Source organism: Avibacterium gallinarum (assembly GCF_002921135.1).
Lineage (GTDB): Bacteria > Pseudomonadota > Gammaproteobacteria > Enterobacterales > Pasteurellaceae > Avibacterium > Avibacterium gallinarum.
In genome coordinates this window covers 1-17389 of the sequence record NZ_PQVJ01000021.1, presented here as the reverse complement: position 1 = coordinate 17389, position 17389 = coordinate 1, and the positions used below count along the sequence as shown (strand labels likewise).

Annotated in this window: 14 protein-coding genes; 4 read left to right on the top strand and 10 right to left on the bottom strand. The window is 41.1% G+C overall.

Annotation, left to right across the window (positions count from 1 at the left end):
• Window positions 1-33: 33 nt before the first annotated feature.
• The 3 genes from lnt to C3007_RS08355 all read right to left on the bottom strand — a co-directional run bounded on the left by lnt (window position 34) and on the right by C3007_RS08355 (window position 4482).
• A complete protein-coding gene (gene lnt, locus C3007_RS08365; protein ID WP_103854025.1) occupies window positions 34-1572 on the bottom strand; it encodes an apolipoprotein N-acyltransferase in 1539 nt (512 codons plus the stop codon).
• A complete protein-coding gene (gene corC / locus C3007_RS08360) occupies window positions 1569-2471 on the bottom strand; it encodes a CNNM family magnesium/cobalt transport protein CorC (protein ID WP_103854024.1) in 903 nt (300 codons plus the stop codon). Before corC ends, lnt begins: the two co-directional genes overlap by 4 nt.
• A gap of 136 nt (window positions 2472-2607) precedes the next feature.
• Window positions 2608-4482, bottom strand: a complete 1875-nt coding sequence (locus C3007_RS08355) for an LTA synthase family protein (protein WP_243397679.1) — start codon at window positions 4480-4482, stop codon at window positions 2608-2610.
• A gap of 326 nt (window positions 4483-4808) precedes the next feature.
• Here C3007_RS08355 and lepA point away from each other — a divergent pair, with 326 nt between their 5' ends.
• The 4 genes from lepA to era are packed head-to-tail and all read left to right on the top strand — an operon-like array spanning window position 4809 to window position 9271.
• Entirely contained in the window at window positions 4809-6602 is a 1794-nt protein-coding gene (lepA, locus tag C3007_RS08350; RefSeq protein WP_103854022.1) for a translation elongation factor 4, read from the top strand.
• A 12-nt stretch (window positions 6603-6614) separates the two neighbouring features.
• A complete protein-coding gene (lepB, locus tag C3007_RS08345; protein ID WP_103854021.1) occupies window positions 6615-7646 on the top strand; it encodes a signal peptidase I in 1032 nt (343 codons plus the stop codon).
• Window positions 7647-7664: 18 nt separating this feature from the next.
• Complete coding sequence (gene rnc, locus C3007_RS08340; RefSeq protein ID WP_103854020.1) at window positions 7665-8351, top strand: ribonuclease III; 687 nt, start codon at window positions 7665-7667, stop codon at window positions 8349-8351.
• A complete protein-coding gene (gene era / locus C3007_RS08335) occupies window positions 8348-9271 on the top strand; it encodes a GTPase Era (RefSeq protein WP_103854019.1) in 924 nt (307 codons plus the stop codon). Before rnc ends, era begins: the two co-directional genes overlap by 4 nt.
• Window positions 9272-9589: 318 nt before the next feature.
• Here the strand turns inward: era and C3007_RS08330 are convergent, their stop codons facing one another.
• The 7 genes from C3007_RS08330 to C3007_RS08300 form a co-directional block, all read right to left on the bottom strand.
• Window positions 9590-10201, bottom strand: coding sequence for a YfgM family protein (locus C3007_RS08330; RefSeq protein WP_103854018.1), 612 nt, complete (start codon window positions 10199-10201; stop codon window positions 9590-9592).
• Window positions 10202-10213: 12 nt separating this feature from the next.
• Window positions 10214-11482, bottom strand: a complete 1269-nt coding sequence (gene hisS / locus C3007_RS08325; protein WP_103854017.1) for a histidine--tRNA ligase — start codon at window positions 11480-11482, stop codon at window positions 10214-10216.
• A gap of 10 nt (window positions 11483-11492) precedes the next feature.
• Window positions 11493-12599, bottom strand: a complete 1107-nt coding sequence (gene ispG, locus C3007_RS08320) for a flavodoxin-dependent (E)-4-hydroxy-3-methylbut-2-enyl-diphosphate synthase (RefSeq protein ID WP_103854016.1) — start codon at window positions 12597-12599, stop codon at window positions 11493-11495.
• A 31-nt stretch (window positions 12600-12630) separates the two neighbouring features.
• Complete coding sequence (locus C3007_RS08315) at window positions 12631-13695, bottom strand: RodZ domain-containing protein (protein ID WP_103854015.1); 1065 nt, start codon at window positions 13693-13695, stop codon at window positions 12631-12633.
• 228 nt (window positions 13696-13923) lie between these two features.
• Entirely contained in the window at window positions 13924-14475 is a 552-nt protein-coding gene (gene pilW / locus C3007_RS08310) for a type IV pilus biogenesis/stability protein PilW (RefSeq protein WP_103854014.1), read from the bottom strand.
• Between the two features lie 30 nt (window positions 14476-14505).
• Window positions 14506-15675, bottom strand: coding sequence for a dual-specificity RNA methyltransferase RlmN (gene rlmN, locus C3007_RS08305; RefSeq protein ID WP_103854013.1), 1170 nt, complete (start codon window positions 15673-15675; stop codon window positions 14506-14508).
• Between the two features lie 301 nt (window positions 15676-15976).
• Window positions 15977-17389, bottom strand: a 1413-nt coding sequence (locus C3007_RS08300) for a tetratricopeptide repeat protein (RefSeq protein WP_123772540.1), incomplete at its 5' end; no start/stop codon positions are given.

The window sequence follows — 17389 nt, the reverse complement described above, 5'->3', positions numbered from 1 at the left end:
GCTTGCTTCTACGAAAGAAAAAATTTGCAAAATTTACACCGCTCTTTTACGCATCATTCGCCACAACAAGAGATTCACACCTCGCAATATTACTAGCAAAAAGCATAATAAATACAATGGAATATCACCTAATTGTGCATAAGGGGTTTTGCCTACGGTTGGTGCAATACGCTGGGTTAAGGTGGTTTCCACGAACTGTGGTGCTTGGGCGATCACCTGACCTTTGGCATCAATAAAGGCAGTGATTCCTGTGTTAGTGGCGCGAATTTCAGGCTTGCCTAATTCTAACGCACGCATTCTTGCCATTTGCAAATGCTGCCAAGGGCCGGTGCTATTGCCGAACCACGCATCATTGGAAATGGTCAGTAAGAAATCCGTTTCTGCGTGCAGATTTTTCTGCACTTGCGCACCGAAAATAATTTCATAACAAATTGCAGGTGTAAATTTACGCTGTTTGGCTAAAAATGGTTGCTGAATTTCTTCCCCTGATTGGAACGCTGACATCGGTAAATTAAACACCGAGCCTAGTGGACGCAGCAAACTTTCCAACGGTACATATTCACCAAATGGCACAAGATGATGTTTGTTATAGCGGTTGCTAGTTTGCTCGCTATAAGGTAAATCAGGATCGCCTAAGTTTATGATGGAATTGAATAATTTCCCTTTTTGCCAGTCTTGATAAATTGTGCCAATCATCACTTGCGTCCCAGTATCTTTGGTTGCTTGCTGCAAGGAAAGTAAAAATCGCTGAATATCATTCTCTAAAGTCGGCAATGCGGCTTCTGGCAAAATAATAAGATCAGTTTTACCTAAATGCTGAGCGATAAGACGCCCATAGATCCCTAAGGTTTGATCAAGATAATGAGGTTCCCACTTCAAATTTTGTTCAATGTTGCCTTGCACAAGGGTGATGGTTAGGGCTTTTTCTGGCTTTTCTTGCGTATAATTGGCGCACGATGACCAGCTCGCTAAACCGCTTACAATTAAACACAACGCCGATTGTGAAGTGATCACCAACCATTTCTTATCTTTTTGTAATAGGTGAGAAATCAGCGAAAAAAGCACCGCACTTACCCACATTACAAAGAAAGTTAGCCCTTGCACACCAAAGATGGGCGCAAGCCCTGAAAATGGGCTGTCGATTTGTGTGTAGCCAAATTGCAACCACGGAAAGCCAGTAAATAACCAACCGCGTAAAAATTCGGTGAATGTCCAAAGCACGGGATAAAGTGCCAGATTATTCACCTTAAAGCGTTGAATTAAATAAGCAAACAACGTTGGAAACAGGGCAAGGTAAGCCGCTAGCAACACCACCAAAATATAGCTGAGCCACAAAGGTGAACCACCAAATTGGTGAATACTAACGTGTAGCCAATTCACCCCAAAAGTAAAAAAGCTCAAGCCCCATAAAAATGCGCCACAAAGTGCGGTGCTTTTTTTCACTGTTTTTGCCACCCATAATAATCCCAATAGGGAAACATAGGCCGCGCCCCAAAAATCAAAAGGAGAAAAGGCAAAAACGCCTAATCCCCCTGACAATAAAGCAATGAGATAAATTAATGCTGATTTCATTGAGTGCTATCGTTATTTTCTTCGTGAGTTTCCATTTCTTCCAAACATTCATCAGGCACGGTAACGCGCAACTGAATAATGCGGCGACTGTCTGCGGAAGTAACTTTGAAATGCAGGTTTTCAAGGGTGATTTCTTCGCCTCGCTTCGGCAAATGACCAAAGGCTTGCATTACTACACCGCCCACGGTATCCACTTCTTCATCGGCGAAATGGGTATGGAATTGCTGGTTGAAGTCTTCAATATCTGTTAATGCGCGCACTGCGTAAGTATGACGCGAAAGCTGACGAATATCCGCCACATCTTCTTCATCAAATTCATCTTCAATATCACCAACGATTTGTTCCAAAATATCTTCAATGGTTACCAATCCCGACACCGCACCAAATTCATCTACCACAATCGCCATATGAAAGCGTTCAGAACGGAAATCTTTTAACATTCTATCCACCCGCTTACTTTCTGGCACGATCACCACAGGGCGAAGTAAGGAAAGTAAATCAAATTCTTCTGCATTAGAACGCAAAAATTTGAGCAATTCTTTGGCGTGTAAAATCCCTGCGATGTTGTCTTTTTCGTCCGTGATCACAGGAAAACGTGAGTGAGCACTTTCAATAATGGTTTCCAAGCAAGAATCCAGATCCTGATCTGTTTCAATAAACACAATTTGCGAGCGCGGGATCATAATATCACGTACGCGCAATTCAGCGATTTCCATTACCCCTTCGATCATCTCACGGGTATCTTGATCGATTAATTCATTCTGTTCGGAATCACGGATCACCTCCACTAATTCCTCACGATTTTTCAGCTCACCTTGGAAAAATCGCCCAAAAAGAGAATGTAAAAAGCTCTTTTTGTTTGCTGTTTCTAAGCCAGTATTTTGGCTATCATCGGCCATTTTGTTATCTCTTATCTTCTTGGTTTATGAAAAAATAGTCGGGCTATCATATCAAAACTTAACCACTGAGCAAGGGGCAAGGAAGATTTTCTTATATTGAAAGAAAAAATTCCGTCAAAAAGCACCGCACTTTGTTTTATTTCGATTTTGTAGCTGGCATCGTGCGATACAGCTTTTGCTTATAAGCATAGCTGCCCCACAAAGCGTAAGCTAAGGCTTCTTTTTTCATTGCTTCGGGAATCTCCGCTGGAATGAGCTTTCCTGCTTGCGCATCATAACGGAAGCCTTGTACAGGTTGATTTTGCTGTAAAATCGCAACATCGTCCCCTTTGCGATAAGCCATTGTGCGGTCGAATTGCATTAGCGCACGATTCGGATCTTGCGGCTGGGTTAAATCATAACCGAGCATTGGATAATTGCCACTCGCTCCGATCAACGAAAGCAAAGTAGTCGGCATATCAATTTGGCTCACTAAGCGGTTATCACGGCGTGGTGCAATCCCCTCCCCTAAAATCAGAGCTGGAATATGGAAATGCTTAATAGGCACTAAGGTGCTACCATTCACGCGCGAATCGTGATCGGCAATCACTAAAAACACGGTATCTTGCCAGTAATTGGATTTTTTCGCTAATTGGAAAAAATACCCCAAGGCATAATCGGCGTATTTCGCAGCATTGTTACGGGTTTGTTTAGGCTGTTCATAAAGTTCAATTTTGCCATCAGGAAACTCAAACGGATCGTGATTGCTAGACGTAAACACCAGACTAAAGAATGGTTTTCCACTTGTTTGCCATTGGCTAAATTGTTCATTGGCTTTGGCGAAAAGATCCTCATCGCTCACACCCCAAGTGGCGGTAAAGCGTGGATTTTTATAATCTTTTTCATCAATAATGGTTTCAAAACCATTGCCATAGAAAAAACTCGCCATATTGTCGAAGTGCTTTTCTCCGCCATAGATAAACGAAGTTTGATAGCCTTGCTGTTTTAAGAAATCCGCAATGGTGAAGAAATTATTTTGCGAACCGGATAATTTCACCACCGAACGGGCTGGCGTTGGGGTAAATCCAGCGGTTACCGCTTCAATACCGCGCACAGAACGTGTACCTGTGGCATAAAGATTCTCAAACAACCAGCCTTCTTTTGCCAATTCATCAAAATGCGGAGAAAGGGGCTTGCCACCTAGGGTTTGGACGAATTGCGCACCAAGGCTTTCTTCCAAAATAATCACTAAATTTTTTGGCTTGCCTTGATAGCTCGCCACGTTTTTTGTCATTGTTGGCAAGCTGTCAGAAATATAATCACTGGCAGGTCGCCCTCTTACCTGTTTAAGGGTTGCCACCACTTCGTCTAGTGGCATTTTGCCGTAAATTTCAGAAGAGCGATCTTCGTCTTTCATTTGCTGAATGGCAAACATTACGGAATAGCTAGAATTTAATACTAAAGAATTCACTAAGGGATCAGAAGAAAATGCCACCATTGCTGGGTTAATACCGCGATGCTGAAAACTTGATCTCGCGCCGATAAAGGTAAGTGCGCCGACAAGTAAGAACACCACAGGTCGCCAATACCATTTTGGATAAGACACATTTTTCCATAAATTAGCAGACAGTCGCCAGAAGCCATAAGCAAAAAGTGCGGTCAAAATTGGAGTTAAAATTAACGCCAGAATATGGCCGTTTGCGAGCATAGTAAACACTTCTTTTGGATTGACTAAATATTCCACAAACAAACGGTTTGGACGGAAATCATAGGTTTCGATAAAAGCAGGTGTGGCAATTTCCATAAAAATAATAAACACACCACTTAACACGAGCCATACGCGCACGAAGCCATTTACCAGCCGTCCAACTGAGCCACTACCGGCCAGAAAGCAAGTGAGCAAAATGGGCAAGGCAAATAACCAACATAGGCTTGCTACATCAATCCTAATGCCTTGTAAGAATAGAGGAAGCCAGCCTTCAACGGCAGAAATGCGATCGGCTTGCCAAATGCCAAGTAACAATCGGCTAATAGATAAAATAATGAGATTAATACAGAAAAAATAAAAATAGGGGAAAATGCACCAAGTCGTTTTTTAAGGCAGTTCATAATATTCCTAAAAAAGAAAAAAGTTTGTGCTTGTTAGAGCGGTAAGAATGATAAAAGTTCTTGTAATTTCTGACTTTTTTTATTTAAAACTAAAAATAAATTCAAACGCTCAAAGGCATTAATGTTTTCTTCACGAAATCTTCCAAAAGTAGAAATACTTTCCCTTTCATATAGCATAGCAACACATATTCAGGTACAATCGCCCAGTTAAATTTTGTCAAATTTTAGAGTTTAGTTTATTTATAAAATATGAAGAACATTCGTAACTTTTCAATCATTGCGCATATTGACCACGGGAAATCAACCCTTTCCGATCGTTTAATTCAAACCTGTGGTGGGCTATCCGACCGTGAAATGGCGGAACAAGTATTAGATTCAATGGATTTAGAGCGTGAGCGTGGAATCACCATTAAAGCGCAAAGCGTAACGCTCAATTATAAAGCGAAAGACGGAGAAACCTATCAGCTGAATTTTATCGACACTCCAGGACACGTGGATTTTTCTTATGAAGTTTCACGTTCCCTTGCGGCTTGTGAGGGCGCGTTGCTTGTGGTAGATGCAGGGCAGGGCGTTGAAGCGCAAACCTTGGCAAACTGCTATACCGCCATTGAAATGGATTTAGAAGTGGTGCCTGTGTTAAACAAAATCGACTTGCCTGCCGCTGAGCCAGAACGTGTGGCGGAAGAAATTGAAGACATTGTGGGCATTGATGCGATGGACGCCGTGCGTTGTTCTGCTAAAACAGGGCAGGGCATTGAAGATGTGCTAGAAGAAATTGTGAAAAAAATCCCCGCACCTGAGGGCGATCCTGATTCCCCATTGCAAGCTTTGATTATTGACTCTTGGTTCGATAACTATCTTGGCGTGGTTTCTCTCGTGCGTATTAAAAATGGTACGCTACGCAAAGGCGATAAAATCAAAGTGATGTCCACTGGGCAATCTTACAACGTGGATCGCTTAGGGATTTTTACCCCGAAACAAGTGGATACCCAAGTGTTAAACTGCGGCGAAGTGGGCTGGGTTGTGTGTGCAATTAAAGATATTTTAGGCGCGCCAGTAGGGGATACCTTAACCCTACACAATAATCCTGCAAGCACCGCGTTACCAGGCTTTAAGAAGGTAAAACCACAGGTTTATGCAGGTTTATTCCCGATTAGTTCAGACGATTATGAAGCTTTCCGCGATGCGCTAGGTAAATTAAGCCTAAACGATGCCTCTTTATTCTATGAGCCAGAAAATTCCACCGCACTTGGCTTTGGTTTCCGTTGCGGCTTCTTAGGCTTATTGCATATGGAGATTATTCAAGAGCGTTTAGAACGTGAATATAATCTTGATTTAATCACCACCGCGCCAACCGTAGTCTATGAAGTGTTGCAAACTAACGGTGAGGTGATCTATGTAGATAGCCCATCAAAATTGCCACCGCTGAATAATATTAGCGAAATTCGTGAGCCGATTGCAGAATGTAATATGCTGTTGCCGCAAACTTATTTGGGTAACGTGATCACCCTGTGCGTTGAAAAACGTGGCGTGCAGACCAATATGGTATATCACGGCAACCAAGTAGCGCTGACCTATGAAATTCCAATGGGTGAAGTGGTGCTGGATTTCTTCGATCGCTTAAAATCCACTTCGCGCGGTTATGCTTCGTTGGATTATGGTTTCAAACGTTTCCAAGCTTCCGATATGGTGCGTGTGGATATTATGATCAACGGTGAACGTGTTGATGCGCTGGCGTTGATTGTCCACAAAGATAACGCCCCTTATCGTGGTCGTGAATTAGTGGAAAAAATGCGTGAGCTGATTCCACGTCAGCAATTTGATATTGCGATCCAAGCGGCCATTGGTAATCATATTATCGCACGTTCAACGGTGAAACAGTTGCGTAAAAACGTTCTCGCTAAATGTTATGGTGGGGACGTAAGCCGTAAGAAAAAACTGTTACAAAAACAAAAAGAAGGTAAAAAACGAATGAAATCTTTAGGTAACGTTGAAGTGCCACAAGAAGCGTTTTTAGCCATTTTACACGTTGGCAAAGATTAACAAGGAAAGAGAATGTCAAAATCAAACATATTTTTTATTCTATTAATTGCCGCAGGTTATGGAATATGGAAATGGTTGGAGCATTTAGGCTTGCCAAATACCTTCACCATTTTATTGATTTTATTAACCGCACTTTGTGGCGCGCTTTGGGCTTATTATCGTTTTGCACTGCAGCCTAGACGTGAGCGCCAAATTCAGCGTGTTGAACAGCGTAGCGGAAAATCGTTAAGCGAAGAAGAAAAAGCCAAAATTGAACCCATTTCAGAGAGCGGTGAGTTTTTAGCTTCACTTTTTCCTGTGCTTGCTTTTGTTTTGATTTTGCGTTCTTTCTTATTTGAGCCATTCCAGATTCCGTCTGGCTCAATGGAACCGACCTTGCGTGTGGGCGATTTCTTACTGGTAGAAAAATATGCTTACGGCATTAAAGATCCTGTTTTTCAAAATACCTTGATCGAAACAGGTAAGCCGCAGCGTGGCGATATTATCGTATTTAAAGCGCCACCAGAGCCAAATGTGGATTACATTAAACGCATTATCGGCATTCCAGGGGATCGCATTGAATATAACGAAGCGGATCGCCATATTACGATTACTTATGGCAAAGACGGCAAAGAATGTACGGAAAATTGCGTAACTAAAGCGTTTACTTATAGCGAACCGCAACCTGATGCGGATTTCAACATTATTATCGGGCAAGATCGCCAAGGTAAGCCGGTATATAGCAATGTTCACCCGTTAAAAGTAACCGAAACAGGCGATGTAACCCATCAAATTCATTGGGATCCACAACCGCCGAACGCCACTTACTTGTATCAAGGTTACCGCAACCAACAAAATTACATCACCGAATGGGTTGTGCCAGAAGGGGAATATTTTGTGATGGGGGATAACCGTAATCACAGCGCAGACAGTCGTTTTTGGGGCTTTGTGCCAGAGAAAAATATTGTCGGCAAAGCGAAATATATTTGGCTAAGCCTTGATAAAAAACAAGGCGAATGGCCAACAGGTCTGCGCTTTGAAAGAATGTTTAGCAAAATTGAATAAAATCGAATAATCAGAATAATGACAAAAAACTTAGAACGCTTACAGCGTAAAATTGGCTATCAATTCCAAGATATTAATTGGCTTAAGCAAGCACTAACCCACCGAAGTGCGGCGAAAAATCACAATGAACGCTTGGAATTTTTAGGCGATGCGATTTTAAACTACACCATTGCAGATGCCTTGTATCAGCAATTTCCAAAATGCAACGAGGGGGAACTCAGCCGTATGCGAGCCACCCTTGTGCGCGAACCCACCCTCGCCCAACTGGCGCGTGAATTTGAGCTAGGCGAATATATGCTACTTGGGCCGGGCGAATTAAAGAGCGGTGGCTTTCGCCGCGAATCTATTTTAGCTGATTGCGTGGAAGCCATTATTGGGGCAATTTCGCTTGATCAAGATCTGCCAACGAGTACGCAAGTTACGCGAAAATGGTATCAAGATCTGCTAAAAAATATCAAACCAGGGGAAAACCAAAAAGACCCTAAAACCCGCTTACAGGAATATTTGCAAGCGTCCCATTTCCCTTTGCCGAGCTACAAGGTAATTGATATTAAAGGGGAAGCGCATAACCAAACCTTTACCGTAGAATGTCGTGTGGAAAAAATCAAAAAAATTGACCGCACTTTTATTGGCGTAGGTTCGAGCCGCCGTAAAGCAGAACAAGCCGCCGCAGAACAAATCTTAAAAATATTGGATATAAAATGACACAAACAACAGAACATCACCAAGAACAGCCAACCTACTGCGGATTTATTGCTATCGTAGGGCGTCCAAATGTGGGGAAATCTACCTTATTAAACAAAATCTTAGGGCAAAAAATTTCCATTACATCAAGAAAAGCACAAACGACTCGCCACCGCATTTTAGGGATTCAAACAGACGGCCCTTATCAAGCCATTTATGTGGACACCCCGGGGCTGCATATTGAAGAAAAACGTGCCATTAACCGCTTAATGAACCGCGCAGCAAGCAGTGCCATTGGCGATGTGGATTTAATCATTTTCGTGGTGGACGGCACGCATTGGAATGCCGATGATGAAATGGTGCTAAATAAACTGCGCCGTGCTAAAGCACCTGTGGTGTTGGCGATAAATAAAATCGACAATATCAAAGATAAAGAGGATTTACTGCCATTTATCACCGAAATCAGCCAAAAATTTGATTTTAAAGCCATTATTCCTATTTCGGCACAACGTGGCAACAACGTGCAAGAATTGGAAAAAATTGTGCGTGAATCCTTGCGCGAGGGCGTACATCATTTCCCTGAAGATTACGTTACCGACCGTTCACAACGCTTTATGGCATCGGAAATCATTCGCGAAAAATTAATGCGTTTTATGGGCGAAGAGCTGCCTTATTCCGTAACTGTTGAAATCGAACAGTTCAAAACGAACGAACGCGGTACTTATGAAATCAACGCGCTAATTCTGGTTGAACGCGATGGCCAGAAAAAAATGGTTATCGGCAACAAAGGGCAAAAAATCAAAGTGATCGGCACAGAAGCACGCGCCGATATGGAACGCTTATTTGACAACAAAGTTCATTTAGAACTTTGGGTGAAAGTGAAATCAGGCTGGGCCGATGACGAACGTGCCTTGCGCAGTCTGGGGTATATGGAAGAATAAACTCAAAGCGATTAAGCTTGTATTGCTGCTTTCTTTCCTTTTGTCTATGGTATAAAGCCAACAATCCACATGTAACACATGTGGATTTTCAATCTCCATATAATTCTATAGAGCATTACATACAGCTAAAGAATAGCTTAAATATTAACAGCCTAACAATAATGGGCTTCCCTTAATGCCTTAGCTATTAACGTGATTCATTATATCACGAGAGATATAGAGAATATTTTCGCTATTCCGCTGCTTTGACTACATACACTATTCATAGCTGACCAAATTTAGTTATAAAAAAGGCTTGCACTTGCAAGCCTTAAAAAATTATAAATTATTCAACCGCACTTGGATTAAATCCGTTTCCACTGGGCTGGCATTTTTTAGACCTTGTTCAAAACTGGCTTTGGCACTTTCTTTATCGCCTTTTGCAAGTTGAATATCGCCTTTTAATAAGAATGCTGCGCTGTTCCACGCGTCCCCTTTAACTTGATCAAGCGAAGCTAAGGCATTATCAAATTGCTGCTGTTGGAACTGCACTGCAGCCAAGCGTAATGCACTTACCGAACGCAAGATGTCATCATCTGCATTGGCTAAGGCTTGTTTTAACAAATTTTCTGCTTGCGCGAAATCTTGTTTTTGCACAGAAATACTGGCGGCATCTAATAAGGCAAACACGGCATAAGCAGTTTTGTCATTGCTTTGTGCGAATTGTTCTACGCTCGCCACATTCGCTTTATCCGCCTGAAATTGGCTAACAAGTTGCTCATACTGCGCTGAACGTTGTTGATTTTGCGCAATTTGATGAGATTGCCAATAACGCCAACCAAAAACGCCTGCAAGGGTTAGCACGAAAATCGCGACAACCAATTTGCCATTTTCTTTCCACCAAGTTTTCAGTTCATTCAGTTCTTGTTCTTCTTCAATGCTATAAGCCATAATGTTTCCTTATTAAAATGCTGTCTTTAAAAAATCTACCACATCAGCTTGCGCTAAAACTTGCTGTTCGCCACCAAGCAAATCTTTTACCACCACTTGCTGATTTTGTGCTTCACTTTCGCCAATAACAAGGGCAAATTTTGCGCCCACTTTATCTGCGCGCTTAAACTGTTTCTTGAAATTTCCGCCGCTACAATGTGTCATTATGCGTAAGTGCGGTAAATCTGTGCGAAGTTTTTCGGCCAATTGGAAAGCCGGCAAGGTTGTGCCTTCTCCCGTATGAACCACATAAATATCCACCGCTCTTGGTAGGTCAATATGCTGATTCACTTCTTGCACCAATAAGACTAAACGCTCTAAGCCCATTGCAAAGCCAACGCCTGTGGTGGCGTGCCCACCAAGCTGTTCAACCAAGCCATCATAACGGCCACCACCGCACACTGTACCTTGTGCGCCGAGGGCGCTGGTTACCCATTCAAACACAGTTTTGTTGTAATAATCCAAGCCGCGCACTAATTTTGGATTCACTTCATAAGCAATCCCCATTTCATCAAGCAAGGTACAAAGCTGGGCAAAATGCGTGCGACTTTCTTCATCTAAATAATCTAACAATTTAGGTGCGCCGTTAAGCACTTCTTGCAACGCTTGATTTTTGCTATCCAAAATACGCAACGGATTTTTTTCTAACCGCTCTTTTTCTTCATCGCTTAATAAATCAATATGTTGCTGTAAAAATTCAACCAACGCAGAGCGATAATTTTTGCGCGCTTCTAATGAACCAATAGAATTAAGCTGTAAGCTGACGTGCTGATCGATGCCTAATTCTTTCCATAAACGCGCGGTAAGCAAGATTAATTCCGCGTCAATTTCAGGATTAGAAATGCCAAACACTTCTACCCCAGCTTGATGGAACTGACGATAGCGCCCTTTTTGTGGGCGTTCGTGGCGGAACATTGGCCCCATATACCACAAACGCTGTTCGTTATTATAAATCCAACCGTGTTCAATGGCAGCGCGTACGCAACCTGCTGTGCCTTCAGGGCGAAGGGTAAGCTGCTCATCATTATCCCAAAAGGTGTACATTTCTTTTGAAACCACATCGGTAACTTCACCAATGGCGCGCGCAAAAAGCGGGGTGCTTTCGACAATCGGCATACGCACTTCAGAATAACCATAACTTTGCAGAACGTTACGCACTTTGTCTTCCACCCATTGCCACAACGGGCTTTCCGTTGGTGCGCAGTCATTCATTCCACGAATTGCTTGAATTGTTTTTGCCACAATATTTTCCTTAAATAATTCGATTTTTTGGATCTTGCTGTGCGACTTTCGCACGGATCTTCGCTTCTAATTGGTTGATTAAATCTTCGTTATCAAAACGCTCTTTTTGACGTTCGCCATCAACATAATAACCACTTTTCTTGTTACCGCCAGTAACGCCAAGATCTGACACAAGTGCCTCGCCTGGCCCATTCACCACGCAGCCAATGATTGATACGTCCATTGGTGTGATGATGTCTTCAAGGCGTTGCTCAAGGGCATTTACTGTGCCGATCACGTCAAATTCTTGACGAGAACAAGTTGGGCAAGCAATAAAATTAATCCCGCGCGAACGAATGCGCAAGGATTTCAAAATATCAAACCCTACTTTAATTTCTTCTACGGGATCAGCGGCTAACGAAACGCGCAAAGTATCGCCAATGCCTTCCGCCAATAACATTCCTAAGCCAACAGCAGATTTCACCGCTCCTGCTCTTGCGCCACCTGCTTCGGTAATCCCTAAATGCAACGGCTGTTTGATCGCTTTTGCTAATAAACGGTAACTTTCTACCGCAAGGAAGACATCAGACGCTTTCACGCTCACTTTAAATTGATCGAAGTTAAGACGATCAAGGATCTCAACGTGGCGTAAGGCACTTTCTAGCAAGGCTTCAGGCGTAGGTTCACCAAATTTCTCTTGAATATCACGCTCCAACGATCCTGCATTGACACCAATACGAATCGGAATATTCTTATCTTTGGCACAATCCACCACGGCACGAATACGATCCTCACGCCCGATATTACCAGGGTTAATACGCAAACAATCCACGCCATATTCCGCCACTTTCAAGGCGATTCGATAATCAAAATGAATATCTGCCACCAATGGCACATTCACTTGTTGCTTAATTAATTTGAAGGCTTCTGCGGCGTCCATTGTTGGCACAGAAACGCGCACGATGTCTGCACCGACACGCTCAAGGGCTTTAATTTGTGCGACTGTGGCTTCTACGTCCGTGGTGCGTGTGTTAGTCATAGATTGCACTGCAATCGGTGCATCACCACCCACTGGAACGTTGCCTACATAAATTTTTGTCGATTCACGACGTTTAATATTCGGTTTAAATGACGACATTGCTATCTCTTTGTAATCTCTTTCTCTTTGCTTATTGCAATTTGAATCTTGCGACACGGCCATCAACTTTAAGTGGATAAGCCTCGCCTTTATAAGTAATTTTTACGTTGCTTGGTACGCCAATGATTAAATCATAAAGCATATCTTGATCAAAACTTAGCACTTCACCTTGTTTATACAGTTTTTCTGCTAGCACTTTGCGATTCGCATCACGCACACGAATCCAACAGCTCGCGCCAGTTACTTCAATGCGCAACACATCATTGGTTGCAGCGGTAGAAACTTCTGAATTTTCTTCCGCACTTTTCACTGCACTGAGATTTTCACCTGCATTAATTTTATTCATTTCTGATTGTAATACTTGTGCTGAAGTTTCAGATTGCGCCGCTTGGCGATCCGTATTTTCTGCACTCACAGATTGAACAGCTGTAACTTGTGGCTGCGCATTCTCTACACTCGTTTTTGGACTTGTTTTATTTTCTTCTGCCGGTGTAGGCTGCTGTGCCGCAACAGGTTGAGAAAGTGCGGTAGAATTTTGTGCTGTTTTTTCCGCATCAATGGCTTTAGGTGTAAGTGCAATCACGTTTTCTTGTGAGGTTGCACTATTATTTTGCGTACTGTTTTCTTGCTGTGTTTCTACATAGTTTTGCACTAGATCATCACGTTCTGCATTCGATTTTTGATAGTTTTCCCACCACCAAAGCGCGGTTACAGCTAACAAAGCAATAACAACAATCGCTGATACCCAACCGATCCAACGGTTATGTGAAGAATATTCATTCACAGCTTGAGTTGCACGCACGCCACGAGTTAAATCATTTTTCGTTGTTTCCTCAAGGGAATTTACTACGGACGACCAAAGGCTTTCAGGTAAACGCAAATATTTTGCGTAATTGCGGATATACCCCTTGATGTAAGTTGCTGAAATAGAACTATGAGTAAACTCATTATTTTCCAAGCGTTCTAAAATTGAAGGACGTAAATTGAGCTGTTTAGAAACATCCTCTAACGATAAATTTAATGCTTCTCGCGCTTGGCGAAAATGTTCGCCTAAACTTTGTTGAATGGTTTCTTGGTTCTCATTTGAGGTTGCCATAAGGAATTCTCTTAAAATTTAATTGTAGTATTTCACTCAGCGCGACACATTAACAAAATGCGAAAATCAAGGCACTCAGCGTTAAAATTCAAAAGGTAAAGTTTAAAGTTGTCATTCCCGTTTTGCAACCATTAATCAATGAATTTCTTACGAATTAAGAAAGAAAATCGGGTGATGCAAATCGGCAATGAAAAACGGCTTTAATTTTCCCAAAAACCTAAGAGAAATTTATTGTTGCATCACACTTAAAGGCAGCAATTTGGCACGGGCTGGTGCTACTTTTTCTAGCAATTCCCGATACTGTTGATAAAGTGCGGTATTTTTTTCTGCTAAAGCGCAAAGGGCGAGATTTTCGTAGGTATCCGTTTGTTGATAATAATTGGGTGAATTTAAGGCTTGTTGAAATTGCTGATAGGCCTGTGTAAAACGGCCTTGTTTGCATAAAAACACGGCGTAATTGTTGAACACGTTGCCTTGCTTATCATCTAATTTTAATGCGGTTAAATAGGCGTTTTCGGCTCGCTCATTATCGCCTTGTAGTTGATAAAAATAAGCCAATGCAGAATGCACTAAATAATAATTAGGCGCATAAGCCAACGCTTTATCCAGATTTTGTTTAGCTAAACTCAGCTCTCGCTGTTCTAAATAGCCAATACCCAGCTCCACTCTGGCTTTTGCGGCTTGTTGCTTGTCAAAATCTTCTTGGCTTGTTTGTGGTGAAACGCAAGCGCAAAGCAAGAGAGAAAAAAGCATAACCAGATAACATTGACGCATTTTCATTTTTCTCTCTCCTTTGTTAATAATTTCTACTTATTGCACTTGCACTGCATTAATTGGGCTGCCAAAACGCTTTTTCTGTGCGGTGCGTTTCGTGCGGTCAATCACATCGCCAGCTAACTGTCCGCAGGCAGCATCAATATCATCACCACGGGTTTTACGTACAATAACCGTGAATCCATATTCCATCAACGTTTTCTGGAAACGATCAATACGCGTATTAGAACTTTTCGCATAAGGTGCTTCAGGGAACGGGTTCCAAGGAATTAAGTTGATCTTACAAGGCGTATTTTTCAATACTTCCGCTAACTGATGGGCGTGTTCTACGCTGTCATTAACGTGATCCAACATCACATATTCAATGGTTACTTTACCGTGATTAGCGTTAGACACCGATAAATAACGATTAACGGAATCCATCAAGGTTTTGATGTTATATTTTTTATTGAGCGGCACAATTTCATCACGCAATTCATCATTTGGTGCGTGCAAAGAAATAGCCAATGCCACATCAATCATTTCGCTCAATTTATCCAAGGCCGGCACAACCCCAGAAGTGGAAAGGGTAACACGGCGCTTTGATAAACCGTAAGCAAAATCATCAAGCATAATTTCCATAGCTGGCACTACATTTGCCACGTTAAGCAAAGGCTCGCCCATTCCCATCATCACCACATTCGTGATAGGACGCACACCCGTTACACCAAAATTACCAATGATTTTTGAGGCACGCCACACTTGCCCGATAATTTCTGCTACGGTTAAATTGCGGTTAAACCCTTGTTGTGCGGTGGAACAAAAAGTACAAGCCAACGCACAGCCCACTTGGGAAGACACACAAAGGGTCGCACGATCAGCTTCAGGAATATACACGGTTTCCACCTGCTGATCGCCCACCTGCATTGCCCATTTGATCGTGCCGTCCGCAGAACGCTGCTCCACCGCCACTTCTGGCGCTTTAATTTCCGCTACGGCTTTTAATTTTTCGCGTAACTTCTTGTTAATATTCGTCATATTGTCAAAATTGTCTTCACCAAAATGGTAAATCCATTTGACTAATTGATCCGCACGAAACGGTTTTTCCCCTAGTTCTTGAAAAAATTCACGCATTTGCTGACGTGTTAAATTCATTAAATTGATTTTTTTCTTAGGTTCTGCTGAAGGCTGGCAGCCTTCTTGTTGAGTTGTATTCTGTTCTAACATAAAGCCTCGTTATTACACATTACGGCATTGATATAGCTAAACTTTTTCGCTTTTTCAGGCTAAGTTTACCCGCTATAAATTAAGAAAATTTCTACCGCTTAAAAAATGAGTTGCGATTGTACAGAGTTCTATTTGATTAATCTAGCAATTTCAGCCTAACCTGAACGCTATTTTAGCCAAAAGAAAAATAAAAGAAAAAACCACCGCACTTTCTTTGCGATAACGATCGCAAAAATTTTAGAGAACACAATAAAATCTCAAAAAACAAAGTGCGGTGGGATTTTTGAGAATTTTTCACTGTTTACTTTTGTCTGAATGGGTTTTCTGAAAGTACTACTTTTCTATGATCACCCAATTTTCTAATGAAAAAAGGCTCTTTATCTCTAGCACCAATAGATAGATAGACTTTTTCCACAGCATCCCTAACGCTAATAGGATATTCTATATACATAGAATTATATTGTTCATCTATCTTTATTTTCGAGTCTTTTATTAAAGAACGTATGCTTACCATTCTACATTCCTGCTCTTCCTCAAAAGCATAATGCTTAACTAAATACTGTAGAGGCATTAATATATCGTGTATTAATTCTTTGACTTCATTGTCATTACTATCAATCTTACTCATAATTTCTTTTACTGAGTTAAATTTTTTCCTTACAGCATTTTCTCTCTTTTCTAATTTATCTTGATATTCTTCCCATTTCTCTTTCCCATCCTCATACTGCCTAAAGAAAGTAATCTTACTTCTTTTAGCAATAGATAGATAATCACTTTTAGGATCAATATAAATACAACGATAAAGAGGAAACTTATTTTCTTCAGGACTATCTTTTCTAGCTCCTAAATTCTCATCCAATGTTGAAAAAGATGAAAATCTATCTAAATATTTAGAACTAAAAAATTTATTCACATTAAAAACCAAACTAACACCTGATGCCTCTCTATTATTTTCTTTACCATAAAGCCTAAACTGATTAAGACTATCATGATTAAAAGTAAAACAACTAATAAAGGAAATAAACTCTCTCTGCTCAACGAGTTTATCTAATTTCAAATATTCATATAACATCATTCCTTCTTTTGGATCATTTACCCCTCTAATTGAACTTAATCGAAAACTACTAGCCTTTTTCTTATCTCCTAATAAAAGAAACGCGGTAGAAGCACGATTATAATGAGCAACTTCTGAACAATCGGCTAAACCCTTATCTGGATCTACAAGTAATTCATTAAGTATTAAATCTATTGTTTCAGATAACTCTGTCAATTTCTTTTTCTTATTTTCATAACCTATTTCTAGAATTCTTAAATATATATTAGCTTGATAAACAAAGGTACCATCTCCAAAATTAACTATATTTTTATAACATTTTTTTGCTTCTTCATTTTTCTGATTTTTTCGATATAGCTTTCCAAGAAAAAACTGACTTTGACTATAAATACCCTTATCATCTTCACAATTTATACTTAACCAACTCTTTATTGCCTCCTTAGTATTTTTATTCTGATTATACACAACACCTAAATTAAAACGACTCTTCGCATAAGTTTCCTTATCATCTTCACGATTTATACTTGACCAAGTTTCTATCGCTTTCTCTTCGTTATTAATTTCTTTATATAAAAAACCTAAACTCAAACGACTCTTAGCATAAACCTCCTTATCATCTTCACGATCTATACTTGACCAAGTTTCTATCGCTTTCTCTTC

Bases quoted from the DNA above. Each gene is read 5' to 3' on its own strand.
- lnt (WP_103854025.1), bottom strand. From the start codon at position 1,572: ATGAAATCAGCATTAATTTATCTCATTGCTTTATTGTCAGGGGGATTA.
- corC (WP_103854024.1), bottom strand. From the start codon at position 2,471: ATGGCCGATGATAGCCAAAATACTGGCTTAGAAACAGCAAACAAAAAG.
- lepA (WP_103854022.1), top strand. From the start codon at position 4,809: ATGAAGAACATTCGTAACTTTTCAATCATTGCGCATATTGACCACGGG.
- lepB (WP_103854021.1), top strand. From the start codon at position 6,615: ATGTCAAAATCAAACATATTTTTTATTCTATTAATTGCCGCAGGTTAT.
- rnc (WP_103854020.1), top strand. From the start codon at position 7,665: ATGACAAAAAACTTAGAACGCTTACAGCGTAAAATTGGCTATCAATTC.
- era (WP_103854019.1), top strand. From the start codon at position 8,348: ATGACACAAACAACAGAACATCACCAAGAACAGCCAACCTACTGCGGA.
- C3007_RS08330 (WP_103854018.1), bottom strand. From the start codon at position 10,201: ATGGCTTATAGCATTGAAGAAGAACAAGAACTGAATGAACTGAAAACT.
- ispG (WP_103854016.1), bottom strand. From the start codon at position 12,599: ATGTCGTCATTTAAACCGAATATTAAACGTCGTGAATCGACAAAAATT.
- C3007_RS08315 (WP_103854015.1), bottom strand. From the start codon at position 13,695: ATGGCAACCTCAAATGAGAACCAAGAAACCATTCAACAAAGTTTAGGC.
- pilW (WP_103854014.1), bottom strand. From the start codon at position 14,475: ATGAAAATGCGTCAATGTTATCTGGTTATGCTTTTTTCTCTCTTGCTT.
- rlmN (WP_103854013.1), bottom strand. From the start codon at position 15,675: ATGTTAGAACAGAATACAACTCAACAAGAAGGCTGCCAGCCTTCAGCA.